This window comes from Paraburkholderia sp. BR10954, assembly GCF_040965775.1.
GTDB classification, from domain to species: Bacteria; Pseudomonadota; Gammaproteobacteria; order Burkholderiales; family Burkholderiaceae; genus Paraburkholderia; species Paraburkholderia youngii.
In genome coordinates this window covers 64,048-87,193 of the sequence record NZ_JBFRCK010000003.1, presented here as the reverse complement: position 1 = coordinate 87,193, position 23,146 = coordinate 64,048, and the positions used below count along the sequence as shown (strand labels likewise).

At 64.0% G+C, this 23,146-nt stretch carries 27 protein-coding genes; 13 read left to right on the top strand and 14 right to left on the bottom strand.

The window, feature by feature from the left end; translation table 11 throughout:
- Positions 1 to 71 precede the first annotated feature (71 nt).
- Positions 72 to 698: a hypothetical protein gene (locus AB4Y34_RS05455; RefSeq protein WP_368715469.1), complete on the top strand. Its 627-nt coding sequence runs from the start codon at positions 72 to 74 to the stop codon at positions 696 to 698.
- Positions 699 to 742: 44 nt separating this feature from the next.
- Here the strand turns inward: AB4Y34_RS05455 and AB4Y34_RS05450 are convergent, their stop codons facing one another.
- Entirely contained in the window at positions 743 to 1,594 is an 852-nt protein-coding gene (locus AB4Y34_RS05450) for a LysR family transcriptional regulator (RefSeq protein WP_368715468.1), read from the bottom strand.
- A 98-nt stretch (positions 1,595 to 1,692) separates the two neighbouring features.
- Here AB4Y34_RS05450 and AB4Y34_RS05445 point away from each other — a divergent pair, with 98 nt between their 5' ends.
- From AB4Y34_RS05445 to AB4Y34_RS05415, 7 genes are all read left to right on the top strand, one after another.
- Positions 1,693 to 2,082, top strand: coding sequence for a tautomerase family protein (locus AB4Y34_RS05445; protein WP_176378892.1), 390 nt, complete (start codon positions 1,693 to 1,695; stop codon positions 2,080 to 2,082).
- A gap of 174 nt (positions 2,083 to 2,256) precedes the next feature.
- Complete coding sequence (locus AB4Y34_RS05440) at positions 2,257 to 2,589, top strand: helix-turn-helix transcriptional regulator (RefSeq protein ID WP_176378893.1); 333 nt, start codon at positions 2,257 to 2,259, stop codon at positions 2,587 to 2,589.
- Between the two features lie 13 nt (positions 2,590 to 2,602).
- Positions 2,603 to 3,097 carry an arsenate reductase ArsC gene (locus tag AB4Y34_RS05435; RefSeq protein ID WP_176378894.1) on the top strand — a complete coding sequence of 165 codons (495 nt, stop codon included), beginning with the start codon at positions 2,603 to 2,605 and terminating at the stop codon, positions 3,095 to 3,097.
- Between the two features lie 18 nt (positions 3,098 to 3,115).
- The gene (gene arsB / locus AB4Y34_RS05430) at positions 3,116 to 4,183 is read left to right on the top strand and encodes an ACR3 family arsenite efflux transporter (protein WP_368715467.1); all 1,068 of its coding nucleotides are present in this window, start codon (positions 3,116 to 3,118) and stop codon (positions 4,181 to 4,183) included.
- A 36-nt stretch (positions 4,184 to 4,219) separates the two neighbouring features.
- A complete protein-coding gene (gene arsH, locus AB4Y34_RS05425; protein ID WP_312883565.1) occupies positions 4,220 to 4,942 on the top strand; it encodes an arsenical resistance protein ArsH in 723 nt (240 codons plus the stop codon).
- A 104-nt stretch (positions 4,943 to 5,046) separates the two neighbouring features.
- Positions 5,047 to 6,393: an FAD-dependent oxidoreductase gene (locus AB4Y34_RS05420; RefSeq protein WP_368715466.1), complete on the top strand. Its 1,347-nt coding sequence runs from the start codon at positions 5,047 to 5,049 to the stop codon at positions 6,391 to 6,393.
- 49 nt (positions 6,394 to 6,442) lie between these two features.
- Entirely contained in the window at positions 6,443 to 7,693 is a 1,251-nt protein-coding gene (locus AB4Y34_RS05415) for an MFS transporter (RefSeq protein WP_368715465.1), read from the top strand.
- On the opposite strand, the gene AB4Y34_RS05410 is transcribed toward AB4Y34_RS05415, so the two are convergent.
- Positions 7,690 to 7,938 (bottom strand): hypothetical protein, encoded by a 249-nt coding sequence (locus AB4Y34_RS05410; RefSeq protein ID WP_176123324.1) that lies wholly within the window; start codon positions 7,936 to 7,938, stop codon positions 7,690 to 7,692. The genes AB4Y34_RS05415 and AB4Y34_RS05410 overlap by 4 nt on opposite strands.
- Positions 7,939 to 8,080: 142 nt before the next feature.
- Between AB4Y34_RS05410 and AB4Y34_RS05405 the strand changes: the two genes are divergently transcribed.
- Together AB4Y34_RS05405 and AB4Y34_RS05400 are read left to right on the top strand one after the other, a co-directional pair.
- Entirely contained in the window at positions 8,081 to 8,782 is a 702-nt protein-coding gene (locus tag AB4Y34_RS05405) for an SDR family NAD(P)-dependent oxidoreductase (protein ID WP_368715464.1), read from the top strand.
- 84 nt (positions 8,783 to 8,866) lie between these two features.
- Complete coding sequence (locus AB4Y34_RS05400; RefSeq protein ID WP_176378899.1) at positions 8,867 to 9,712, top strand: TOBE domain-containing protein; 846 nt, start codon at positions 8,867 to 8,869, stop codon at positions 9,710 to 9,712.
- 63 nt (positions 9,713 to 9,775) lie between these two features.
- Here AB4Y34_RS05400 and AB4Y34_RS05395 read toward each other — a convergent pair whose 3' ends face one another.
- The 4 genes from AB4Y34_RS05395 to AB4Y34_RS05380 all read right to left on the bottom strand — a co-directional run bounded on the left by AB4Y34_RS05395 (position 9,776) and on the right by AB4Y34_RS05380 (position 12,848).
- Entirely contained in the window at positions 9,776 to 10,486 is a 711-nt protein-coding gene (locus AB4Y34_RS05395; RefSeq protein ID WP_368715463.1) for a sulfate/molybdate ABC transporter ATP-binding protein, read from the bottom strand.
- 1 nt (position 10,487) lies between these two features.
- Complete coding sequence (modB, locus tag AB4Y34_RS05390; protein WP_176378901.1) at positions 10,488 to 11,162, bottom strand: molybdate ABC transporter permease subunit; 675 nt, start codon at positions 11,160 to 11,162, stop codon at positions 10,488 to 10,490.
- Positions 11,163 to 11,183: 21 nt separating this feature from the next.
- Positions 11,184 to 11,957 carry a molybdate ABC transporter substrate-binding protein gene (modA, locus tag AB4Y34_RS05385; protein WP_368715462.1) on the bottom strand — a complete coding sequence of 258 codons (774 nt, stop codon included), beginning with the start codon at positions 11,955 to 11,957 and terminating at the stop codon, positions 11,184 to 11,186.
- A gap of 189 nt (positions 11,958 to 12,146) precedes the next feature.
- Positions 12,147 to 12,848, bottom strand: a complete 702-nt coding sequence (locus AB4Y34_RS05380) for a phosphatase PAP2 family protein (protein ID WP_176378903.1) — start codon at positions 12,846 to 12,848, stop codon at positions 12,147 to 12,149.
- 364 nt (positions 12,849 to 13,212) lie between these two features.
- Here AB4Y34_RS05380 and AB4Y34_RS05375 point away from each other — a divergent pair, with 364 nt between their 5' ends.
- On the top strand, positions 13,213 to 14,391 hold the full coding sequence (locus AB4Y34_RS05375) for a PHB depolymerase family esterase (protein ID WP_368715461.1): 1,179 nt from the start codon (positions 13,213 to 13,215) through the stop codon (positions 14,389 to 14,391).
- 109 nt (positions 14,392 to 14,500) lie between these two features.
- Entirely contained in the window at positions 14,501 to 14,683 is a 183-nt protein-coding gene (locus AB4Y34_RS05370) for a DUF3563 family protein (RefSeq protein WP_176378905.1), read from the top strand.
- Here AB4Y34_RS05370 and AB4Y34_RS05365 read toward each other — a convergent pair.
- The 7 genes from AB4Y34_RS05365 to AB4Y34_RS05335 all read right to left on the bottom strand — a co-directional run bounded on the left by AB4Y34_RS05365 (position 14,680) and on the right by AB4Y34_RS05335 (position 20,435).
- The gene (locus tag AB4Y34_RS05365) at positions 14,680 to 15,138 is read right to left on the bottom strand and encodes a TspO/MBR family protein (RefSeq protein ID WP_176378906.1); all 459 of its coding nucleotides are present in this window, start codon (positions 15,136 to 15,138) and stop codon (positions 14,680 to 14,682) included. The genes AB4Y34_RS05370 and AB4Y34_RS05365 overlap by 4 nt on opposite strands.
- A 44-nt stretch (positions 15,139 to 15,182) precedes the next feature.
- Positions 15,183 to 16,682, bottom strand: coding sequence for a deoxyribodipyrimidine photo-lyase (locus AB4Y34_RS05360; protein ID WP_368715460.1), 1,500 nt, complete (start codon positions 16,680 to 16,682; stop codon positions 15,183 to 15,185).
- A 186-nt stretch (positions 16,683 to 16,868) separates the two neighbouring features.
- Entirely contained in the window at positions 16,869 to 17,288 is a 420-nt protein-coding gene (locus AB4Y34_RS05355; protein ID WP_176378908.1) for an organic hydroperoxide resistance protein, read from the bottom strand.
- Positions 17,289 to 17,460: 172 nt separating this feature from the next.
- Complete coding sequence (locus AB4Y34_RS05350; RefSeq protein WP_176367595.1) at positions 17,461 to 17,913, bottom strand: MarR family winged helix-turn-helix transcriptional regulator; 453 nt, start codon at positions 17,911 to 17,913, stop codon at positions 17,461 to 17,463.
- 174 nt (positions 17,914 to 18,087) lie between these two features.
- Positions 18,088 to 18,894 (bottom strand): BPSS1780 family membrane protein, encoded by an 807-nt coding sequence (locus tag AB4Y34_RS05345; RefSeq protein WP_368715459.1) that lies wholly within the window; start codon positions 18,892 to 18,894, stop codon positions 18,088 to 18,090.
- Positions 18,885 to 19,880 (bottom strand): homoserine kinase, encoded by a 996-nt coding sequence (locus AB4Y34_RS05340; protein WP_368715458.1) that lies wholly within the window; start codon positions 19,878 to 19,880, stop codon positions 18,885 to 18,887. The genes AB4Y34_RS05345 and AB4Y34_RS05340 overlap by 10 nt, the downstream gene beginning before the upstream one ends.
- Before the next feature lie 213 nt (positions 19,881 to 20,093).
- Positions 20,094 to 20,435: a hypothetical protein gene (locus AB4Y34_RS05335; protein ID WP_246392159.1), complete on the bottom strand. Its 342-nt coding sequence runs from the start codon at positions 20,433 to 20,435 to the stop codon at positions 20,094 to 20,096.
- Positions 20,436 to 20,683: 248 nt separating this feature from the next.
- On the opposite strand from AB4Y34_RS05335, the gene AB4Y34_RS05330 reads away from it, so the two are divergent.
- Entirely contained in the window at positions 20,684 to 22,210 is a 1,527-nt protein-coding gene (locus AB4Y34_RS05330) for an AMP nucleosidase (protein WP_176378968.1), read from the top strand.
- 191 nt (positions 22,211 to 22,401) lie between these two features.
- On the opposite strand, the gene AB4Y34_RS05325 is transcribed toward AB4Y34_RS05330, so the two are convergent.
- Positions 22,402 to 23,145, bottom strand: a complete 744-nt coding sequence (locus tag AB4Y34_RS05325; RefSeq protein ID WP_176123313.1) for a TIGR00730 family Rossman fold protein — start codon at positions 23,143 to 23,145, stop codon at positions 22,402 to 22,404.
- Position 23,146: the final 1 nt, after the last annotated feature.

Genomic DNA, 23,146 nt, shown 5'->3' with positions numbered 1-23,146 from the left:
CCATAAATGGATTTTTGCAAGAGAATATAATCCCGGCTCGTTTTGGCAGTCGTCGATCAGGAGAGCAGCAGATGTGGGTTCGAGCAGTGGCAGCGGCGCTGGCCGTGTGGTGTGTGTCGGAGGCGGCGTTGGCCGCCGGTTATGCGGAAGTATGGAATCCGCCGGAGGCGAGCGGACACGTTACCAGGCAGGCGCACGCGCGGAACCAGCCCGGAGCGGCGAAGGTGAAGGTGAAGGCCGCCACGCAGAGCGGCGTCAAGTCCAAGGCCGGTGCGCATGCGCAGCAGGCTACCAGGGTCCGGCACGCGGTGCCTCATGTCGCCTCGGCCGGCGCGGGCCACGGCGGCAAGCTCGCGGCGCTTGGCGGCGGCGTGAAAGTCGCGGCCTCGAGCCAGAACCGGTCGCACGCCACCGTCACCGCGCGGGCCGCGAATCACGCGCAGCCGCATGTACAACTGGCGCACGCGAAACCGGCTCCGGGCAAGATCGTGCATGCCGATTTCGCGGCAGCTCATACCGCGCGTCCGCACGTGGACAAAGTCGCGGCCAAGCCGGCAGTTTCCCGTGCGAATCCGGTCAGGCCCGCGGTGCCGACTTCGTCGGATACGTCCGCAAACGTTAGCGACATCGCGCCGATGGGCTCCGCGCCCAATCCGGCGACTGCCAGCAGCGGTTCGCTGCCGCCGATCATCCACTGAGGCCGCTTCGAGCGGTGCGGCGTGGTCCGGCATCGGTCGCCGTGTCACGCCGCGGCGAGGCCGTTTGCGAGCAGCCGCAGCGTTTCCGCCGAGCGGGCCTCGCGCACGCGCGAATGCAGCGTCACACGCGATTCCGGCAGTGCCGGCAGGCCGAGCCGCGCGCCGACGTCGAGCAGACCGCGCGGCGCAACCCGGCGCGCGAGCGGGGACACGGCGAGCCCGGCGGCCACGGCCGCGCCCACCGCCGCGACACCGCCACCCACAAACACCTCCTGCCATTCGACCCCCGCCGCTGTGAGTGTGCGCAGCGCGACGTCGCGCACATTACACGGCGGGCTCAATAGCGCGAGCGCCAGCGGCTCATCGAGTCGCGGTAGCCACGTCGGCGTCGCGAGCCAGCCGAGCGGTTCGCTGAACAGCGTCTGCGCGTCGTCGCGCGGCGGTTCGTCGGCGCCGTAGCGGACGATCGCAGCATCGAGCCGGCGTTCGTCGAACTGCGCGAGCAGCGCCGCCGAGGTGCCCATGTGCAACTCGACCACCAGACCCGGATCGTGCGCGTTGAGCCGGCCCAGCAGGTGCGGCAGATCGGGCCCCGCGACGTGCTCGCTGAGCCCGAGCACGAGCCGGCGCCGCTCCACCGACAGCGCGCCGAGCGCGCGCTCGTGCGCGTTCAGCAACTCGCGCGCGGCGCCGAGAAACGCGTGGCCGTCGGCGGACAGACGCACGACGCGCGGGGTGCGCTCCAGCAACTGCTTGCCCAGGTGCGCCTCCAGTCGCTTCAGCTTCAGGCTGACGGCCGATTGCGTGGTGTCGAGCGCGTCGGCGGCACGCGTGAAGCTGCGGAGATCGGCGACCAGCACGAAGGCCCGCACTGCATCGAGATCGAGGACTTTCATTTCAGACGGAAATGGATGAAATAGGCATGGATATCTGTTTATTATGATCTAGCGCGCCTAAGCTGTGTTCAACCCAACACCGCAACAAGGAGCCCGTCATGCCGCTCACCCGAATCTCACTGCGCGCCGGCAAGCCGGCCGACTACCGCCAAGCGCTGACCGCCAGTATTCAGCGCTCGCTGGTGGACACATTCAACGTGCCGAAGGACGACATGTTCATGCTGATCACCGAGCACACCGCCGACAACATGATCTACGACCGGCAATACCAGAATATCGAGCGCGGCGACGATCTCGTCGTGATCCAGCTGACCGTCAGCAACACACGCTCGGTCGAGCAGAAGAAGGCGCTGTACCGGCGCATCGTCGATGAACTAGGCAAGTCGCCCGGCGTGCGGTCCGAGGATGTGTTCATCAATCTCGTCGAGGTCGAGAAGGAGAACTGGTCGTTTGGGAATGGGATTGCGCAGTACGCCTCTCCGTTGTAGCCACGCATTGGGCGGGCGCAGATGGCTCACATGGGACGCCCGTCGCTTTAGCGCTGACTGGGCGCTATTCACAGCGAAGTCGCCACCCACCCTTGTTCTCCCGATCCATAGAGCATCACGATCGACATTTCCACAAATCTTGAAATGTCGAAGCCATTGACGTATGCTCCGCCCATGAACCCGAACCTTGCTGTCCGTGCGCTCGGCGCGCTTGCCCATGACTCGCGACTCGCGATCTTCCGTCTTCTGGTTGTCGCGGGCCGCGAAGGCATGCCCGCCGGCGAAATCGGCCAACAGTTGGGTCTTGCGCCGTCGAGCCTGTCGTTCCACCTGAAGGACCTGTCTCACGCCGACCTGGTGAAGTCTCGTCAGGACGGACGCTTCGTCATTTACACGGCAAATTTCGACGCGATGACGGACCTGATCGGTTTTCTCACGGAAAACTGCTGCGCCGGCGCATCCTGCGCCTCAGGCGATATTCCGAACGTCTGCAGCAGTAGACAATGACCGGAACTCCGTCATGACCACCAACGTTCTGATCCTCTGCACCCACAACTCGGCGCGCAGCGTGCTGGGCGAAGGCATGCTCAATCATTGGGCCCAAAAGCTTGGCAAGGATGTCCGCGCCTACAGCGCAGGCAGCGCACCGAGCGGCCGCCTTAACCCGTTCGCTCTGGAAGCGCTCACGAACGCGGGTATCGATACCGCGGGGTATCGCAGTAAAAGCTGGGATGAGTTCGTGGCCCAAGGCGCTCCGCAAATGCGCGTGGTGATCACCGTGTGCGACAGCGCTGCAGCGGAGGAATGTCCGTACTGGCCCGGTAGTCCCGTCAAGGTGCATTGGGGATACGCCGACCCGTCCAATGCACCGGGAGGCGACGAAGGCAAACGGCGGGCGTTCGAGCTGACGCGCCAGGCGATTGGCTATCGCATGCTGCAACTTCTGGCATTGCCCCTGGATACGCTGAGCAATACCGACCTTCAGCAAGCGCTGAACCGCATCCAGCAAAGCTGATTTCCTTCGAACAGCCGAATGAATACCCCAAACATTGCGTCGCCGACAAAAGCGTCGAGGCCGGCCATCAGTTTCTTCGAGCGATATCTGACCGTCTGGGTCGCACTGTGCATCGTCGTCGGGATCGTGCTGGGCCAGATCTTTCCCGGCGTCGTTCAGCGCATCGGGCGGATGGAATACGCGCACGTCAACCTCCCGGTCGGACTGCTGATCTGGGTGATGATTATCCCGATGCTCATCAAGGTCGATTTCGGCTCACTGCATGAGGTCCGCCAGCACGTTAAGGGGATCGGCGTCACGCTTTTCGTGAATTGGCTCGTCAAACCGTTCTCGATGGCATTTCTGGGCTGGCTGTTCGTCAAGAATGTGTTCGCGCCCATGCTGCCCGCCGACCAGCTCAATAGTTATGTCGCCGGGCTGATCTTGCTGGCCGCCGCGCCGTGTACGGCGATGGTGTTCGTCTGGAGCCGGCTGACTGGTGGCGATCCGTTGTTTACGCTGTCACAGGTCGCCTTGAACGACAGCATCATGATCATCGCCTTCGCACCACTGGTCGGGCTGCTGCTTGGCATGTCGGCCATTACCGTGCCGTGGGCGACGCTGCTCACATCCGTCCTGCTCTACATCGTCATTCCGGTCATCCTCGCGCAGTTCTTGCGGAAGGCGCTGCTCGCAAAGGGGCCGCAGACATTCGACGCGTTCATGGCGAAGCTGGGCCCCTGGTCCATTACGGCACTGCTGGTGACGCTCGTGCTGCTGTTCGCGTTCCAGGGCGAGGCGATCATCAGGCAGCCGCTGGTCATCGTGCTGCTGGCTGTTCCGATCCTGATCCAGGTGTTTTTCAACTCGGCCCTTGCGTACTGGCTCAATCGTGCGGTTGGTGAAAAGCACAACATTGCCTGCCCGTCCGCGCTGATCGGAGCATCCAACTTCTTCGAGCTGGCTGTCGCCACCGCGATTGGTCTGTTCGGCTTCGAATCGGGTGCTGCGCTCGCAACCGTGGTCGGCGTGCTTGTCGAAGTGCCGGTGATGCTGGTCGTAGTGCGCGTCGTGAACCGTTCCGGGACCTGGTACGAATGTGCCTGAGCGGCATCGGAGAAAGTACATGAACCAAGGACAAACGTGTCTGACCGCATAGTTGATCTACCCCAACTCGACGCGGCGCTGTTTCGCGTGCCCGACATCGACCAGTTGCGGCCCGCGACCGCATCGACTCATCCACCGCGTTTCCTGCTGCTCTATGGCTCGCTTCGCGAGCGTTCGTTCAGCCGCTTGCTGACGGAAGAAGCCGCGCGTTTGCTCACGGCGATGGGCGCCGAGGTACGCACGTTTAACCCGAGCGGTCTGCCGCTGCCGGACGATGCACCCGATACCCACCCGAAGGTGGCCGAACTAAGAGAGCTGGTGCAATGGTCGGAGGGCATGGTCTGGTGTTCGCCTGAGCGCCACGGTGCAATGACCGGGATCATGAAGTCGCAGATCGACTGGATTCCGCTTTCGGTCGGGGCTGTCCGTCCGACGCAGGGAAAAACGCTTGCCGTAATGCAGGTGAGCGGAGGATCGCAGTCCTTCAACGCGGTGAACCAGATGCGTGTCCTCGGGCGCTGGATGCGCATGTTGACCATTCCCAACCAGTCGTCTGTCGCGAAGGCGTTCCTGGAGTTTGACGAGGCGGGGCGCATGAAGCCTTCCGCCTATTTCGACCGGGTCGTGGATGTAATGGAGGAACTGGTCAAGTTCACATTGCTGACCCGCGACATCGGCCCGTATCTGGTCGACAGATACAGCGAGCGCAAGGAAAGCGCCGAGGAACTGTCGAAGCGTGTGAATCAGACTGGCCACTGACTCCGCCATACGCAATCCCTATGCTCTCGATTACATAGAAACTACCCACTCAGGAGTTAGCCGTGTCTTCATGCTGCCGCCCGAAGAGCGCCCCTGCGCCCCAGGTGTCCAAACAACAGTTCGACTCGTCTCTGCCCGTCGCGATCATCGGTGGAGGCCCCGTTGGTCTCGCTGCAGCCGCTCATCTGATCCGGCAAGGGTTGAATCCGGTCATCTTCGAAGCGGAAGAAACGGCAGGCGCTGCGCCGCTGGCCTGGGGCCATGTTCATATGTTTTCGTCGTGGCAGTACAACATCGACCGCGCTTCGCGTGCGTTGCTCGAACGGCAAGGATGGTCGGCACCTGACGCTGACGCCTATCCGACGGGGCGGGAACTGGCCGAGCAGTATCTGCTGCCGCTCGCGCGCACGCCTGAGATTGCTGGTTGCCTGCGTCTTGGCACGCGGGTCACCGGTATCGCCCGCATTCGCACGGGCAAAGTCAAGAGCGCGCAGCGCGAGCAGCAGCCGTTCGAAATCCGCTTCGAGGAACGCAATGGCGAAGAAGGGCGCTTCGTTGCGGGCGCCGTCATCGTTGCGACGGGCACGTGGGGGAATCCGGCTCCGGCTGGCGCGTCCGGATTGTCGGCTATCGGTGAAAAGGCGGCTCACGGACATATCCGTTACGGCATGCCCGACGTTCTGGGCTCAGACCGTAGCCGTTACGCGGGCAAAAAGGTGCTGGTCATCGGCTCTGGACACTCGGCTATCGGCACGCTGATCGACCTCGCCAAGCTGGCCACGCAGGAGCCTGGCGCGACGCTCGTCTGGGCGATGCGACGCTCGCAGCCAGGTCAGGTCTACGGCGGGGGCGACTCTGACCAGTTGCCGGAGCGCGGCGCACTGGGTCAGCGGCTCAAGCAACTGGTCAACGCGGGTCGCATCGAACTGCTGACGCCGTTTGCCGTCGACGAAATCAGGGTGAACCGTAGTGCCCTCGAGGTTCGGGACGCTGACGGGCGTGCCGTCGAGGTCGACGAAATGATCGTAGCGACGGGGCTTCGGCCGGAGTTGCAGATCCTGCGCGAAGTGCGTCTCGATCTCGACGCGGCGCTGGAATGCCCTCGTGCCCTCGCCCCGCTGATCGATCCGAATCTCCATTCATGCGGCACGGTGCGGCCGCATGGCGCCGAGATACTGGCGCAGCCCGATACGGGACTCTACATCGCCGGAATGGCCAGCTATGGCCGCGCTCCGACTTTCCTGATGGCGACGGGCTACGAACAGGTGCGCTCCATTGCGGCATGGCTCGCGGGCGACATCGAGGCCGCGCGTCGCGTCGAACTCGAACTGCCGGAAACGGGTGTATGCAGTACCGACCGTAACGCGAGCGGGTATGACGGCAGCAAGAGTTCTTGCTGTGCGCCTACATCGGCGCCGGTCGCGGAGAAGGCATGTTGCGCGGCGCCTTAACAGGCAGCGTTAATTCAGGGCAAACCGGGGCACAACGGGGGCATAAGAAGTGACAGCGTTCGCGCAGCAGCAGGATCGAGGTTCGATCGCGACGTGGGCACTAGCCACCGCGCAACTCGTTTCGTGGGGAGCGATCTACTACACGTTCTCGCTCTTTGTCGTACCGATGGAACATGCGCTCGGTTGGAGCCGGGCATCGACCAACGCGGCACTGTCTGTCGGGTTGCTCGTGTCCGGGCTGGCTGCGTATCCGGTCGGCACCTGGATCGACCACGGACACGGCCGGGCCGTCATGGTGGTGGGATCGCTGCTCGCATCCGCAATGCTCGTGATGTGGTCGCAGGCAAACAGCCTGGCGATGCTATTCGTCGCATGGGTGGGCCTCGGCATCTCGATGGCGGCCACGCTGTACGACCCGGTTTTCGCAGTGATCACGCGAAATTATCCGGGCAGCTTCCGCACGAAGATCACGCTGATAACCCTTGTCGCTGGATTCGCGAGCACCGCATTCATTCCGCTCACGCAGTTGCTCATCAATCTGCTGGGGTGGCGTCACGCGCTGCTCGCGCTAGCGGCGATCAATCTCTGCGTCTGCCTGCCCATTCACGCACTGGCGATCCGCGGAAACGACGCGCGCCATGCTGCTGCCGTCGACAAGGGCGCGGTCAAGGCGGTGAACGCCGCGTCCACCCGGCGCGCGCTACGCTCACCGGTGTTCTGGGCGCTCGCGGTGTGCTTTACCGCCTACTACGTCACGTTCGCGGCATTGACGTTTCACCTCGTTCCGCTGATGGCCGAGCGTCATGTCCAACAGTCCACCATCCTGTTGACGATGGCGCTCATCGGCCCGGCTCAGGTTCTCGCGCGTGTTCTGTGGTTCGCATTTGGACGGAAAGTCTCTCCGAAGATCGTCGGCTTGGTCATCACGACAGCATTTCCGGTGTCGGTGGTGATCCTGCTGATTGCCGGGGCATCGCCCGTGCTGCTGATCGTTTTCGCGCTGATCTACGGCGGAGCGAACGGCATGATGACCATCCTGCGTGGAACGATTGTGCAGGACGTAATGTGGGTCGAAGGATTTGGCGCGATCAACGGGCTGCTTTCTACGCCGTCCAATATTGCAAAGGGCGTCGCGCCGATTTCGGCCGCGATGATCTGGACAATCGGGCAGAGCTATTTTCCAGTGGAGTGGGCTGTGCTGGTGGTGTCACTGGTTTCTCTGGCGGCGTTTGGCGTGGCAATGGCTTGCGCGCGTCGAACCAATATTTCCGTGAATCCGGTGACGGAGCGGGCCGGCTAGTCCTTACCCCACCGCCAGCGCGGCGGCTCGCCTTTCAGCCAGCACACGACCGCGAGGGCCACGGTCAACAGCGCGACCAGCAACGCGAACATGAGCGGATGACCCGCGGGTTGAAACCGGAAAGCGACCACCCCGAGCAACACGAGATACGCGAGCAGCGTCACCCATCCTTGCCAGCGCACGGGAAAGCCCCAACCCCAGCCATAGCGTTTGGCCGGGAACCAGTATTGATCAGAGGGTGGCATCGCGGTCTCCTGATTCGGGCGTTTGCTCATTGTCGACGATTCACGGTCGATAAGTGCAAGCATTGGATCTTTCGCGCGGTGTCACGCGTGACTATATTTCGTTGACCGGTCTCAACCCGAGTCCATCGACAGGAAACGCTCCATGCAACCCGCAACCGAACAAAAAACCGTGCTTCTGATCGGCGCCTCGCGCGGCCTCGGCTTCGCAATGGTCGAGGAGTACCTGAAACGCGGCTGGCGAGTTATCGCCACCGGCAGGCAAAATTCCACGACCAGGCTTCTGCAGCTAGCGAAGACGTATGCAGCGCTCGAAGTCGAAACGGTCGACATCACGATTCCCGAACAGGTCATCGCACTGCGCAGCCGCCTCGAAGGTCGCCCGATCGACATCCTGTTCGTCAATGCCGGCGTCAAGAACGACGATCGTGAAACGATCGCTGATGTATCGACCGACGAATTCGTGCGCGTGATGGTGACCAATGCGTTGAGTCCGATGCGGGTCGTCGAGGCGCTGCAGGATCTCGTCCGGCCGAGCGGCACGATCGGCGTGATGTCGTCGGGGCAGGGCAGCGTCGCCAACAACGAGAACGGCAACTACGAGGTCTATCGCGGCAGCAAGGCCGCGCTGAATATGTTCATGCGCAGTTTTGCCGCGCGTCATCGAAGCGACACCAAAACCTTGCTGCTGATGGCGCCCGGCTGGGTGCGAACCGATCTGGGCGGGCCGGACGCGCGTCTGAGCATCGACGAAAGCATCCCGAACCTGGTCGGCACGATCGACGCGTACCAAGGCCGCGCCGGTTTGCATTACCTCGACTACCTCGGCAGAGTCGTGCCGTGGTGATCGGCAAGCGCAGCGGCCAGTGGCGCAAGAGCGCGTCGCTATAATGATTTTCCGCCCTACCACGTACTTCGACCGCTGTCAGCCATGACCACCGACCGCCCCGATCCTCCGCGCGACGCCCTCGAACTCGGCGGCTCTGTCTGGTTTCAAGCCGGCACCCAGACGCTCGGCGGCGCGGCTCGGATCGCGCTGCTGGCGGCGATCGGCGAGACCGGTTCGATCACGAGCGCGGCGAAGGCGGTCGGCATCAGCTACAAAGGTGCGTGGGATGCCGTCGATACGATGAACAACCTCGCCGGCGAGCCGCTCGTCGTGCGTCTGACCGGCGGTAAGGGCGGCGGCGGCACGACGCTGACGCCGCGCGCGGTGAAACTGATCGACACGTTCCGCGCGGTCGAGCGCGAGCATCGGCGCTTTCTCGAACGCGCCGGCGCGGCGATCGGCGAGGGCTTCGCGACGGACTGGGACCTGATTGGCCGCATCGGCGTGAAGACGAGCGCGCGCAATCAGTTCTACGGCACGGTGTCGGCAATCGAGCGCGGCACCGTCAACGACGAAGTGTCGCTCGCGCTGCCCGGCGGCCACACGATCGTCGCCGTGCTCACGCACGAGAGCACCGAAGCGCTCGGGCTCGCGGTCGGCGTGGCGGCGTTTGCGCTGATCAAGGCGTCGTGGGTCGTGCTGCTCGTGGCGGGTGACGGCGATGGCGATGCGCCGTTGAAGTTATCGGCGCGCAATCAGTTGCGCGGCACCGTGCAGAGCGTGAAGCGCGGTGCGGTCAACGCGGAAGTGTCGCTCGGGCTCGAAGGCGGCGCGGTGATCACCGCAATCGTCACCAATGGCAGCGTCGACACGCTCGGTTTGCAGGAAGGCGCGAGCGCGGTCGCGGTGTTCAAGGCGTCGAGCGTGATACTCGGCGTGAAGGATTGAGGGTTGCCGGGGCGTAGTGGAGGCGCAAGTTAAGCCGCAAAGCGATGGCGCCAAGCCAGCCGTTCAACGAGGTGACGCTTCGCTGCGCGCATACCCGGTAAAAGGATGATCTTCGCGGCCCCGGCCGTCGCTGATCTGCACGACCTGATCGCCGAATGCGGCAACGTCGTCGGGATCGTGCGTGATCAGCACCATCGGAATATCGAGCCGCGTTTGCAAGTCCGATAGCTCGCGCCGCATGCGCTGGCGCAACTGGCTATCCAGCGCGGAAAACGGCTCGTCGAGCAGCAGCAGGCGCGGCTGCGAAACCAGCGCGCGCGCGAGCGCGACCCGCTGCTTCTGACCGCCCGACAGTTGCGTCGGATGATTGCCCGCCACGCCCCTCAATTCGAGCGCGTCGAGCCAGTAATCGACCTCCGTGCGCGCGCCGCGCGCACGCGGATTGAGCCAGCCCCGGTGCAGCCCGAAGCCGATGTTCTGCCGCACGTTCAGATGCGGAAACAGCGCGTAGTCCTGAAACAGATACGCGATCTTGCGCGCCTGCGGCTTCTGATCGATGCCGACCGCGCTATCGAACAAGGTGGTGCCGTGCAGTGTGATGGTCCCTTCATCGGGACGCAGCAAGCCGGCGATCGCCTGCAAGGTCAGGCTCTTACCCGCGCCCGAAGGTCCGAATAGCACGAGCCGCTGCGTGTTCGCGCTGAACGCGATGTCGAGCGTGAAGCGCCGTTCGGCGGTCTCGAAAGTCTTGCGGATGGCGACGTTGAGCGGCATGTCAGCGGGCTCTCAGAAGCGTGTGCTGCGGCACGAGGCGTCCCGCGAGCAGCAGGATCGTCACGCACGCGACCGAGGTCACGAGCACGAGGAAGTTGGCGGTGCTGTCGTCGCCGGCCTGCACCGCCGAATAGACCGCGACCGACAGTGTCTGCGTGCGGCCCGGCAGATTGCCTGCGACCATCAGCGTCGCGCCGAATTCGCCGAGCGCGCGCGCGAACGCGAGCAGGCCGCCGGCGAGGATGCCGCGCGCCGCGAGCGGCAGCGTCACGCGGAAAAACACCGCGCCCTCGCTGATCCCGAGCGTGCGCGCCGCGTGCTCCAACTGCGGATCGACGCCTTCAAAGGCGGCGCGCGCCGACTTCAGCACGAGCGGAAACGCCACCACCATCGACGCGATCACCGCGCCCTGCCACGTGAAGACGAGCTGGATGTCGAAGCGGTCGAGCCACGCGCCGATCACGCCACGTCGGCCGAGCAGCACGAGCAGGTAGTAGCCGAGCACGGTGGGCGGCAGCACCAGCGGCAGCATCAGCAGCGAATCGATCACGTCGCGCGCGCCGGAGCGCCAGCGCGACAGACCGAGCGCCACCGCGACGCCGAGCACGAGATTGAGCGCGGTGGCCCAGCCCGCGACCTTCAGGGACAGCAGCAGCGGCACCCAAGCCTGTTCCATGAGCGCGTGCTCTCCCGTGAATCAATGCGCCGGCCTGAAGCCGTATTTCGCGAGCACCGCCTGGCCGGCGGGCGACAGCACGAAGTCGATAAATGCCTGGGCGTCGGCCGCGTGATGGCTGCCTTCGACCTGCGCAATCGGATAGGTGATCGGCGTTTGCGTCGGCAGGCTCATCGCGACCTTGACCTTGTCGGGCATGATCGCGGCGTCGGTGCCGAACACGAAGCCGGCGTCGACTTCGCCGCGCGCGACGTAATCGAGGCTCTGACGCACGTTCGACGCAAGCACCGCCTTCGCGTTGACCGCGTCCCACACGCCCGCGGCCTGCAGCGCGCCCTGCGTGTAGCGGCCGACCGGCACCGAGGCCGGATCGCCGAATGCGACGCGCTTGACGTTCGCGGTCGTCAGCGCGTTGAGGTTGGCGGGCGCGAGATGACTGTCGGCCGGTACGATCAGCACCAGCGAGTTGGCGGCGAAGTCGCGCCGCGTCGCCGGCACGATCACCTTTTCGGCGGCGGCCCTGTCCATTGCCTTCTGATCGGCGGACGCGAAAACGTCGACGGGCGCGCCTTTGACGATCTGTTGCATCAGCACGTCGGACGCGCCGAAGTTCAGCAGAACCTTCGTGCCTGGATGCTGCTGCTCGAACGCGTCGCCGACCGCCTTGAACGCATTGGTCAGGCTGGCGGCGGCCGAAACCACCAGTTCATCGGCGTGCGCATTCGCGCTGACCATGACGGAGGCGGCGGCTGCGACGCACAGCGCGTATTGCTTCAGATGGCGAGAGAGAGTCATGGCGGACCTGAAGTCGGACTAGAACGGGAAGCAGTGGCTTAAAAACTCTATCGTAATATATGCGCGGTTATAGCGGTGGGCGAAACGACCGATTCGGCGTTGCGCTTCACGCATGGCGCGAGCGCAGGCGAAATGTTACGAAACTGTAAAAGGAAGCCCGAAAACTCGCCGGAAGGGCCGGCGCAGCGTTCAGATGGCCGACCCGCGCATGGGCTCGAGCGTATTGCGCGTTTGCGACAGCGGCGCGGCCGACGGTCGAATGATGCGGGTGGACCGCCATGTTGCGCGGATGAACGGCCGGTCGTGGCCGGACACCTTCAACGCAATATGCGTGACCCAGCGCTGGGTGGGCACGTGCACGCCGTGCATCAAGAGTGCGAGCACCATCATGCTGACGGCGACCGGCAGCGCCGATAGCCGGTCCGCTTCCGCATTCCACGCGATCCGCACGAACACGAGCGCGGCAAGCGCGCCGACGAGGCAACCAGTCACCGCTTCGGACGGCGAATGCGCACTCAGCACCACACGCGACAAACCCACCGCCAGGCCGGCGGCAAGCCCCGCAAGCACGCCGAGCAGCCGGATGGCGCGGCGCGCGGGCAATAGCATCAAAAATAGCGCGACCGGATAGACGGCCGTGGACAGCATGGAGTGACCGCTGACGCCGGTGAAATCGAACTCGCGCACGCCGACGCCCCAGCCGAGGAAGGCGAGCTTGGTCACGGTCACGACACCGATCGCCGTACCCAGCAGCGCGAGCCAGCAGGCCCCGAGCCGCCACGAGTAGCCGACCGCCAACCACAGCGCTATGGCGAACGCGAGCGGCAGCGTCAAGCCGGCGCCGCCGAGGCTGGTGATCGAATACCACAGGTGGATCGGTAAATCGGGCATGGGCGAAGCGCGACGGGGGTCGCGTGAAATCGGGTTGGTGGAAATCGGCGCGCACCAGCCGGCATGAAACGCCGATGCGGCCCGGATCGACACGTCGGGAGATCAACCGCCAGTATAGTCGGGTGTCGCGTGAACGGTCTCGCGGCGCGGAACGCTTTTGCACGCCGAAGTGTGGGCTGCCGAACAGCTAGCGACGTAGTTTGACGACAGGCCGCCGGCAAGGTTCGCGGTGGCTGAAATCGGCGCGAAAAGCGGCCCCGGTGTTCAGCAATGCAGGAGGAATGATGTTATTGTGCATTGCACAACTCCATTCTTCCCGCAGTGTCTGCGGTCACCACTTGTCCCTTTTGCGAGGTTATCGCCGATGGCAAAAAGCCTGTCGAAAATCTGGCTGCGCGGTTTCAAGCGCCTGCTCGCGATCCAAACCGAACACGCGCAAAAAACCGCCAAGCGAGCACAGGCGCGACCGGCTCGCGCCGCTACCGCCAAACCGTCGAGCAAGGCTCATCCACTGAAGCCGACTGCCGCGCTGCGCGCACCCGCGAAACGCGAAGCGCCGCGCGAGTCGCGCGTGCGTCCACGCGCGGCCGCATGGGCGAGCGGGGCGTGGACGCGCTCGTTCCATTCCGCGCCGGCCGCACCGGGCCGGCTGGTCAATCATCTGCAGTACGGGCTCTATATACCGTCCGGGCACGCGCACGAGGCGATGCCGCTCGTCGTGATGCTGCACGGCTGCACGCAGTCGATCGACGAGTTCGCCGAAGGCACGCGCATGAACCTGCTCGCCGACCGCTACGGCTTCGCGGTCGTCTACCCCGAGCAATCGAAGCACGCGCACTCGCACCGCTGCTGGCATTGGTACGACGCCGGCGACAACGCGGGCGGCGCGGAAGCGCGTGCGGTCGTATCGCTGGTGGATGCGCTGATCGAGCAGCATGGCTTTGACCGCGAGCGTGTGTACCTGGCGGGGATTTCGGCGGGCGCGGGGCTGACGGCGCTGTTGGCCGTCAAGTATCCGCAGCATTTCGCCGCTGTCGCGCTGCATTCCGGCCCCGCCTTCGGCGAGGCCCGCTCCGGCATTACCGCGATGGACGTGATGCGGCGTGGCGCGCGTCGCGAGCCGGTCGAACTCGTCGATGAAACGACGAACGTTGCGCAGTACCCGGGCATGCCGGCATTGATCATCCACGGCGACGCCGACCATGTGGTCGCGCCGGTCAACGCGGACCAGTTGGCGGCACAGTTCGTGCGCCTGAACCGGCTCATCGACGTAAACGGCGCGCGCAGAGCCGGCGAGACGCGCGAAGATCGCAAAAATGGCGTCGTGGTGCGCGATTATCTGCGCGGCGGGCGGCGTGTGGTGCGGGTGTGTCGCGTGCAGGGGCTCGGCCACGCATGGGCCGGCGGCGACGATGCGCTGCCGTTTCATTCGTCCAAGGGTCCGGACGCGAGCGCCATGCTGTGGGAGTTTTTCCGGCATCAGCGTCGCACGGACGCGGGCCGCATCGCGGAAGGATTGGCGGCATCGTCGGCCGGCCGGTGACGCCCGAACAACACCTCGAAAATGAATAGTGGCATGAACTCAGGGTTTTCCCTATAATGCGGGTTATCCCTTAGGCGTAAACGCCTAGATATCATTGCCGAGGTGAACCATGTATCTGCTCAGCCGCCTGTTCCTGTTTTTGACCAAGTCGCCTGACCAGCTCGCAAAAGAGCGCGCTGACGCTTATCTGGCTGAAGCGACCGATCTCTACGACCTCGAATTCCGTATGCGCAAGCTCGATCAGGAATCGAACCTGCGCGCGCCGTCGTGGATGAGCCAGCACTACGGCTAAGCAGCCGGATTCAGCTGCCACAACGCGTAGTTCAACAGAGCTGCATACGCGACCCACACGACGTACGGCGCGAGCAGAACGCCCGCGAGGCGATCGCGCCGCCAGAACACATACGTCAGCATCACGATCAGCAGCAGCAAGATCAGGATGTCGATCAGCGCCATTTCCGGCCGATGCAGGCCGAAAAACAGCCACATCCACGCAGCGTTGAATAGGAGCTGCACAACCCACAGTGCGATTGCCGCACTAGGGCCGTCGCGCTTCCACACGCGCCACGCGGAAAACGCCATCAGCACGTAGAGCACGATCCACACCGGCGGGAAAACCCACTTCGGCAGATTGAACGCGGGCTTTTGCAGGCTCGTGTACCACGCGTCCGGCAGCGACAGACTCGCGGCCCAGCCGGCCGCTAGCGTCAGAATCAGAAACACCAGCAGCGACGGCAGACGGCGCATCTCCATCCCTCCAGACTTTCTTATTCAATGATGTGAGCGGGCACTCACTTTGCGTATCTGGCCAGTGTGCGCTCGCGGGCCTGGGCGTGATCGACGATCGGCTCGGGATAATTCCCGCCTAGCACCACGCCGAACTCCGCGAGCCGCTCCGCGCCCGCCAGCCACGGCGCGTGAATCCATTTTGCCGGCAACCTGGCGAGCTGGGGTAGATATCGTTTGATAAAGCGTCCGTCGGGGTCGAATTTTTCGGATTGCGAGACTGGATTAAAAATGCGGAAGTAAGGCTGCGCGTCGCAGCCGGTCGAGGCGGCCCACTGCCAGCCGCCGTTGTTGGCCGAGAAATCGAAGTCGTTCAGCAGATCGGCGAAGTAGCGCTCACCGAGCCGCCAGTCAATGCCGAGATCCTTCGCGAGGAAGCTCGCCGTGACCATGCGCAGGCGGTTGTGCATATAGCCGGTCCGGTTCAACTGCAGCATCGCGGCATCGACGAGCGGATAGCCGGTGCGGCCCTCGCACCAGGCGGCGAACGCTGCGTCGGCCGAGGGGCCTTTTTCCCAGCGCAAATGCTCGTATTCCGGTTTGAACGGCGCGCCTTTCGCGATGCGCGGATGGTGCGCGAGGACCATGAAGTAGAAGTCCCGCCAGATCAGTTCCGACAACCACGTTGCCGCGCCTTTGCCGTCGGGTTGCAGCGACATCTCGTACGCGAGCCGTGCGAGCGTGCGGATCGATACCGTGCCGAAGCGCAAATGCACCGACAGATAGCTCGGCCCCTTCGTGGCGGGGAAATCGCGCCGCTCCGCGTAGTTATCAATGCGCGTCAGGAAATCATCGAGCAACTGTTGCGCGCCGTTCATTCCGGCGGGCAGTTGCAAGTCCGTCAGGTCGCTCGGCGCGAAGCCTAGCTGATCGGCTGTGGGCAACTGACGGTCGAGCTTGCGCGGCAGCGCCGCCAGATGCTTCGCGTAGGTCTCCACCGGGTAGGGCTTCAGGTCGAACGCGCTCAATTGCTTGAGCCACGCGTTCCTGTACGGCGTGAAGACCGTGAACGGCTTGCCCTGGCCGTTCAGCAGCTCGTCGCGCTCGAAAATCGTCTGGTCCTTGAACGTTAGCCACTGCCGGCCCGCATCCTTAAGACGCTTGCCGACTGTCGCGTCGCGTTCGATCGCAACCGGCTCATAGTCGTGATTCGCGAACACCGCATCGACGCGCAACTCCGCCGCGAGTTTCGGCACCAGCCCGGCCGGATCGCCGTATAGCACGACGAGGCCGCCGCCGAGCGCGCGCAACGCGCCGTCGAGTTCAGCCAGTGACGCGAGAATGAAGTCGATGCGGCGATCCCGCACCGGCTCGCCTGGGTGGCGCGGCTGCCAGGCATCGACGATCGGCTGCAGGGTCGTCGTGTCGAACACGAACACGCACCAGACGCGCTCGCAATGCTTGAGCGCGTAGTAAAGCGCGGCATGATCGGTGCTGCGCAGATCGCGGCGGAACCTGACGAGGCCGGCGTCGAAACTGTCGTGCAGGCGGCGGGCGCGTGTCATCGGGAAGGACAGTCGGGATGAAGGTAGTTGACGACCGGCATCGCACGTAGCGTGCCGCACGCGCCAAGAGGATCAGCGCCCGTCCCTGTTGTGCAGAGTGCGGGCGCTGTTCGCGACGGCGCCGGGGAATGCGCCGTCAGCGGTTCTGCCTGGGCATTGCTGATCGGCGCGACGGCCGACCTGACCTCAAGCGACGTGCAGACGAACCGCCACGTTGTTACGCGTGGCGTTCGAGTACGGGCAGACCTGGTGTGCTGCGTCCACCAGTTCCTTCGCTGCTTGCGCAGCGAGGCCCGGCAGCGAGATACGCAGATCGATGTCGAGCGCGAAGCCGCCCTTGTCGTTCGGGCCGATGCCGACGTCGGCGGAAACCTGTGTGTCGGCCGGCAGGGCCTGCTTACGCTGGCCGGCGACGAACTTCATGGCGCTCAGGAAACAGGCCGAGTAGCCGGCCGCAAACAGCTGCTCGGGATTCGTGCCTGCCGCGCCACTGCCGCCGAGCTCACGCGGCGCGGCCAGCTTCACGTCCAATGCATTGTCCGACGATACGGCGCGGCCGTCGCGGCCACCGGTGCTCGTTGCGCTTGCCTTGTAGAGGATGTTCATGGTGCAGCTCCTGGTCTTGGGTGTCGGGGTTGGCATGTTTGCCGCTGGCTGCCGGTTCGCCGGTCTGGCGAATTGCTAGCGAAGCGGCATGTGAGTAAGATAGTGCACAAATCATTTGTGTGCAAATGAATTTTGCGGCGAAGCCGGAACTAGTCCGTTTCAGTTATCGCCACTACTGGTCCATGAAGTCGTTGAGCGTCGTGCGCAGGCGTGTGAGGTCGTCGCGCAGACGCAGCAGGAAGTCCGGCGACTGCTGCGTCGCGCAGAGGATCTCGCCGGGCACGTCGCGCGCCTGACGCTTGAGCGCCTTGCCCGCGCCCGTCAAGCGAATGTAGACGAGGCGCTCATCGTCAGTGCCGCGCGCGCGCTCGACGAGTCCCTGCGCTTCGAGGCGCTTGAGCAGCGGCGTGACCGTCGCCGGATCGAGATTCAGACGCGTGGCCATGTCCTTGACGGTGACGTCGTCGGTTTCCCACAGCACGAGCATGGCCAGATACTGTGGATACGTGAGTCCGAGCCGTTCGAGCAGCGGCTTGTATGCTTTCGTCATCGCGAGCGAGGTCGAGTAGAGCGCGAAGCACAGTTGCTCGTCGAGCGTGAAGGGGAGAGCGGGGCGCTGGTTCATGATCCACCTCGGCAAAAAAAGGAGCGTACAAATGGATTGCACGCAAATTATTGTGCCGCAAATCGATTCGGAATGGCGGGCGTCGAGCAGGTGTTTCGACAGAGAGGTCGGGAAGATGCGTGCGGAACACGCAACGCGCGGGCGCCAGAACGGCACCCGCGCGGGAACGAAGGATCAGGCCGCCGGCGTGGTCGGCAGATCCGGCGTTTGCGGCGTCTGCACGCCGAAGCAGCCGCGATAGGTCGCGTAGAACGAGCAGTACAGCATGGTCGTGACGATCATCGTCGCGGGCATCAGGATCGCGAACGCGAAGTCCGCCGCGCCGAGCGCCTGCATCAGCGCGGACAGCCCGATCGACACGACCGTTGCGACTGCGAACCACAGCGCCGCGAACACGATGAAAGCGCCGCGATTGCGCCAGCAACTGACGACGCTGAAGAACATCGCCTTGACGGGCGGCACGTCGTGCCAGGCGGCGAGGATCGGCGAGAACCAGAACAGCATCGCGACCGGCACATAGAACGCGAGCGCGGTGACCACCGCGAGCGGGATATTGCTGTTGGCGATTGCGTTTTCATCCATCGACGCGTTGCCAAGCATCACCTTCAGCAGCACGCCGCCGTCGGCGAGCGCCGAGCCGGCCAACACAAGCGCCATCGCGATCACGTAAAGCGCGCCGAGCACGAGCAACCGCCGCGCAACCACCGAGCCATACGAATGAAAGCCGTCGACGAGAATGGTCGGAAACACCGGTTTGCCCGCGATCGTGTTGCGGCAAGCGGCCATGAAGCCGACCGCGACACCCGGAATGAACAACAGCGGCAACACGCCGCCGACCAACGGAATCTGCGACACGAGCGTCATCACCAGCAAATAGGTGAAGAACAGCGTCAGGAAGGCGAGCGGATTCTTGCGGAACAGCCAGATGCCCTGGCGGAACCACACGTAGCCGGTTTTCGCGGGGACTTCGATCAGTTGCATGGGGTATGGATGCCTGGATTGGCGACGCCCAGCAGGCGCTCGCGCAGAATGCGTTCGAAATGACCGGGGTCGTGCGGCTTCAGCAGTTCCGCCGCGCGCGGCATATGAAAATCATACAGGCGCGAGACCCAGAAACGGTATGCGCCCGCACGCAGCATGTCGCCCCAGTGATGGTTTTCCTCGGCGGTGAACGGCCGCACCGTCTGATACGCGCGCAATAGCGCCTCGGTGCGTTCGGAGTCGAGCTTGCCGGTCGCAAGGTCGACGCACCAGTCGTTGACCGTGACCGCGACGTCGAATAGCCACTTGTCGCAGCCGGCGAAATAGAAATCGAAGAAACCGCCGAGACGCACTTCGTGGCCGGTCTCGGGCGCCGCGTGCGCGAACATCGCGTTGTCGCGGAACAGGTCGGCGTGGCACGGACCCGAGGGCATTGCCGCGTAATCGGCGGAGGCGAAGAACGCCTCCTGATGCGCAAGCTCGGACGCCAGCAGATCGCGCTGCTCGCCTTCGAGATACGGCAGGATCGTCGGCACGGTTTCGCGCCACCACGGCAGGCTGCGCAGGTTCGGCTGATAACGCGGATAGTCGCGGCCGGCCAGGTGCATGCGCGCGAGCATGTGGCCGACCTCGGCGCAGTGCTCGACGCCGGGCGCGAGTTCGGGCGCGCCTTCGAGCTTCGTCACGATGGTCGCGGGTTTGCCGAGCAGCATGCCGAACAGCGCGCCGTCGAGGCGCGGCATCGGATCCGGTACGGGCACGCGATGCGCGGCAAGATGACGCATCAGGTCCAGATAGAACGGCAGTTGTTCAGCTGTCAGCTTCTCGAAAATGGTCAGCACGTATTCGCCGCGCGTCGTCGTCAGAAAGAAGTTGCTGTTTTCAATGCCGGACGAAATGCCGCGAAACTCGACGACATCGCCGAGATCGTAGTGACTCATCCATTCTGCGAGTTGGGATTCGTTGACAGCGGTGAAGACGGCCATGCGGAAACGTCGGATCAGGTTGTTGGGGCTGGCGCGGTGCGGCCAGTGCGAGGTGAGACAAGCGAATGGGGTGCAGCGGGCGACGAGTGCGGACCGGCGAAGTGTACGCGTCGCCGCATTCAGCGCAAGTTCATCGCGCAGCAGCCGCGATCGGTGGAACCGGGGCACGACCGCGCCGCGGCCGCCGTTGCCGGCGTGCCGCTTTCGTAACGATCAATAGTGGAGATTCACCGACGGCAGGCGCGTGCTGGGCTTGCCGCTGTCGTGGACGGTGGGCGACGTGTCGGGCGACGCGCTCATCTGGTAGCGGGTACCGAAATTCGATTGCACGTTGATTTCGACCGGCTTGCCCTTGTCGCGGAATTCAGTGATTTCGGTGCCGTTCGGGCTGACTTCGTGAAAGCTCGGCGTGCGCGGAACGTTGTTGATGTCGACCTTCGAGCTGACCTCAGCGGCTGGACGATTGATCTTGGCGAGATCCGGCAGACCGGCCCGTTCGTTGGCGGACTGGGGCACGCCGGCGGGCGGCGGTTCGTCGACGGGCTGGGCAGCCATCGCGGCGTTGCCGAAGGCGAGAGCCAGCGCAACAGCGATGGGAAGGAGCGGCTTCATGGTGATTCTCCAATTGGGTGCCCGGATTCTAGCAAATCCGGCCTGGCGTACGGGCGCTAAGCCTTATTTTGCGCCGCTTTCGCACAACACGCGCGCGTTCTCGCCAGCGCTGTTGCAAGCGTCGCCGCCGACATTTGGCAACAGCGGGTTCCGTGGTAATGTCGTCTCATCAAAAAGGGTGAACGATGATGATGAACAACGATATCAATCAGCGCACGGTGCAGACTCCCGCCAGCAGCTTCCCGACCGAGGGCTTCGACGACGCGGCCGAAGCCGTCACCCGCCTCGCCGCGATCTACGAGGCGAACACGTCATTCCTGCGCGATGCGTTCGCGCGCTATCGCCGCAACGAGCAGTTCGACCATCGCGTGCGCGCCTGCTATCCGTTCGTGCGCGTGCGTACCGAGGTCAACACGCACATCGATTCGCGCCGCTCGTACGGGTTCGTCGCGGGGCCGGGCGTGTTCGAGACGACCGTCACGCGGCCCGACCTGTTCGGCAACTACTATCGCGAACAACTGCGGCTGCTGGCGAAGAACCATCACGTGCAGATCGAGGTCGGCGTGTCGGACCAGCCGATTCCGATTCATTTCGCATTTGCCGAGGGCATCCACCTCGAAGGCGATCTGGACCGCGAGCGCCTGTTCCTGATGCGCGACATCTTCGATACGCCGGACCTCGCGCTGCTCGACGACCGCATCGTCAACGGCACGTACGAGCCGCTGCCGGGCGAGCCGCATCCGCTCGCATTGTTCACGGCGGCGCGCGTCGATTTTTCGCTGCATCGGCTGAAGCACTACACAGCGACCTCGCCAACGCATGTGCAGAACTACGTGCTGTACACGAACTATCAGTTCTATATCGACGAATTCGTGAAGCTCGGCCGTGCCATGATGGCCCGTACCGACGACGCGGAGTTGCGCGCCTATCGCAGCGAATACACGTCGTTCGTCGAGCCCGGCGACGTCATCACCTACAACGAGAACCTCGGCGAGCAGGCGCAGGAGGGCACGCCGCCGCCGCGTTTGCCGCAGATGCCCGCGTATCACCTGAAACGCGCGGATGGCAGTGGCATCACGATGGTCAACATCGGGGTCGGGCCGTCGAATGCGAAGACCATCACCGATCACATCGCGGTGCTGCGCCCGCATGCGTGGATCATGCTCGGCCACTGCGCGGGGCTGCGCAATACCCAGCGTCTCGGCGACTACGTGCTCGCGCACGGCTATGTGCGCGAAGATCATGTGCTCGATGCCGATCTGCCGCTGTGGGTGCCGATCCCGGCGCTCGCCGAAGTGCAGGTCGCGCTCGAACGCGCGGTCGCGCAGGTCACGCAGCTCGATGGCGTCGAACTGAAGCGCGTGATGCGCACGGGCACCGTGGCGAGCGTCGACAATCGCAACTGGGAGCTGCGCGATCATCGCGAGCCGGTCCAGCGGCTGTCGCAGAGCCGCGCGATCGCGCTCGATATGGAAAGCGCGACGATCGCGGCGAACGGCTTTCGCTTCCGCGTGCCTTACGGCACGCTGCTGTGCGTGTCGGACAAGCCGCTGCACGGCGAGTTGAAGTTACCGGGCATGGCCGATCAGTTCTATCGCGCGCAGGTCGATCAGCATCTGCAGATCGGCGTGAAGGCGATGGAACTGTTGCGCATGAACGGGCTGCATCGGTTGCATAGCCGCAAGCTGCGGAGTTTCGCGGAAGTCGCGTTTCAGTGACTCGGGCCACTCAGGCCGAGGTGCTGATAACAGCCGGGAGGAGGGTAGTCTTCCTTATCAATCGGTTTCATCAGGTGTCGAGGTGCTACCACCACGGAAGGCCCGGCGGCAACGCGCCCGCCATGTGCGCGACCTGATGTGTGCACAGTGCATCGTGCTACGCGTAATGCGAGGCGCGCAGCGTTATGCGATCACAGGTAGAACATCCGGTCTTCGTCCGACTTGACCGGATGCGCTTCCGCTTCCTCGCGGTCTTCGTAGAACTTGAGCACCGCTTCGAGCACCTGGTCCGGATTGTCGATCACCTGCATCAGATCGATGTCGGTCGGATTGATCAAACCCATCGGGATCAGCGAGCTCTTGAACCACGCGAGCAGACCCTCCCAGAACTCGGCGCCCACCAGAATGATCGGCACGTGGCGCGACTTCTTGGTTTGGATCAGCGTGAGCACTTCGGCCAGTTCGTCGAGCGTGCCGAAGCCGCCGGGCATCACGATCACCGCATCCGAATTCTTCACGAACGTGACCTTGCGCGTGAAGAAATGGCGGAAGCGCAACGAGATGTCCTGCCACTGGTTGCCCGACTGCTCGTGCGGCAACTCGATGTTCAGACCGACCGAGGGAGCCTTGCCCGCATGCGCGCCCTTGTTGGCCGCTTCCATAATGCCGGGGCCGCCGCCGGAGATCACCGCGAAGCCGGCATCCGACAATTTGCGTGCGATCTGCGTGGCGAGTTTGTAGTACGGCGAGTTCGGTTTCAGGCGCGCCGAACCGTAGATGCTGACCGCCGGGCGAATCTCCGACAGGTACTCGGTCGCCTCGATAAACTCTGCCATAATCGTGAACATCTGCCACGATGCGCGGGCTTTTTTGGCCGTTGCGCGCTCTTGATCTGCGAGCGATCGCAGACTCGGAATCACTTTTCTCTTAGTCATA

Coding starts and splice junctions, on each gene's coding strand:
- AB4Y34_RS05455 (WP_368715469.1), top strand. CDS start 72: ATGTGGGTTCGAGCAGTGGCAGCGGCGCTGGCCGTGTGGTGTGTGTCG.
- AB4Y34_RS05450 (WP_368715468.1), bottom strand. CDS start 1,594: ATGAAAGTCCTCGATCTCGATGCAGTGCGGGCCTTCGTGCTGGTCGCC.
- AB4Y34_RS05445 (WP_176378892.1), top strand. CDS start 1,693: ATGCCGCTCACCCGAATCTCACTGCGCGCCGGCAAGCCGGCCGACTAC.
- AB4Y34_RS05440 (WP_176378893.1), top strand. CDS start 2,257: ATGAACCCGAACCTTGCTGTCCGTGCGCTCGGCGCGCTTGCCCATGAC.
- AB4Y34_RS05435 (WP_176378894.1), top strand. CDS start 2,603: ATGACCACCAACGTTCTGATCCTCTGCACCCACAACTCGGCGCGCAGC.
- arsB (WP_368715467.1), top strand. CDS start 3,116: ATGAATACCCCAAACATTGCGTCGCCGACAAAAGCGTCGAGGCCGGCC.
- AB4Y34_RS05410 (WP_176123324.1), bottom strand. CDS start 7,938: ATGCCACCCTCTGATCAATACTGGTTCCCGGCCAAACGCTATGGCTGG.
- AB4Y34_RS05405 (WP_368715464.1), top strand. CDS start 8,081: ATGCAACCCGCAACCGAACAAAAAACCGTGCTTCTGATCGGCGCCTCG.
- AB4Y34_RS05400 (WP_176378899.1), top strand. CDS start 8,867: ATGACCACCGACCGCCCCGATCCTCCGCGCGACGCCCTCGAACTCGGC.
- AB4Y34_RS05395 (WP_368715463.1), bottom strand. CDS start 10,486: ATGCCGCTCAACGTCGCCATCCGCAAGACTTTCGAGACCGCCGAACGG.
- modB (WP_176378901.1), bottom strand. CDS start 11,162: ATGGAACAGGCTTGGGTGCCGCTGCTGCTGTCCCTGAAGGTCGCGGGC.
- modA (WP_368715462.1), bottom strand. CDS start 11,957: ATGACTCTCTCTCGCCATCTGAAGCAATACGCGCTGTGCGTCGCAGCC.
- AB4Y34_RS05380 (WP_176378903.1), bottom strand. CDS start 12,848: ATGCCCGATTTACCGATCCACCTGTGGTATTCGATCACCAGCCTCGGC.
- AB4Y34_RS05375 (WP_368715461.1), top strand. CDS start 13,213: ATGGCAAAAAGCCTGTCGAAAATCTGGCTGCGCGGTTTCAAGCGCCTG.
- AB4Y34_RS05370 (WP_176378905.1), top strand. CDS start 14,501: ATGTATCTGCTCAGCCGCCTGTTCCTGTTTTTGACCAAGTCGCCTGAC.
- AB4Y34_RS05365 (WP_176378906.1), bottom strand. CDS start 15,138: ATGCGCCGTCTGCCGTCGCTGCTGGTGTTTCTGATTCTGACGCTAGCG.
- AB4Y34_RS05360 (WP_368715460.1), bottom strand. CDS start 16,682: ATGACACGCGCCCGCCGCCTGCACGACAGTTTCGACGCCGGCCTCGTC.
- AB4Y34_RS05355 (WP_176378908.1), bottom strand. CDS start 17,288: ATGAACATCCTCTACAAGGCAAGCGCAACGAGCACCGGTGGCCGCGAC.
- AB4Y34_RS05350 (WP_176367595.1), bottom strand. CDS start 17,913: ATGAACCAGCGCCCCGCTCTCCCCTTCACGCTCGACGAGCAACTGTGC.
- AB4Y34_RS05345 (WP_368715459.1), bottom strand. CDS start 18,894: ATGCAACTGATCGAAGTCCCCGCGAAAACCGGCTACGTGTGGTTCCGC.
- AB4Y34_RS05340 (WP_368715458.1), bottom strand. CDS start 19,880: ATGGCCGTCTTCACCGCTGTCAACGAATCCCAACTCGCAGAATGGATG.
- AB4Y34_RS05335 (WP_246392159.1), bottom strand. CDS start 20,435: ATGGCTGCCCAGCCCGTCGACGAACCGCCGCCCGCCGGCGTGCCCCAG.
- AB4Y34_RS05330 (WP_176378968.1), top strand. CDS start 20,684: ATGAACAACGATATCAATCAGCGCACGGTGCAGACTCCCGCCAGCAGC.
- AB4Y34_RS05325 (WP_176123313.1), bottom strand. CDS start 23,145: ATGACTAAGAGAAAAGTGATTCCGAGTCTGCGATCGCTCGCAGATCAA.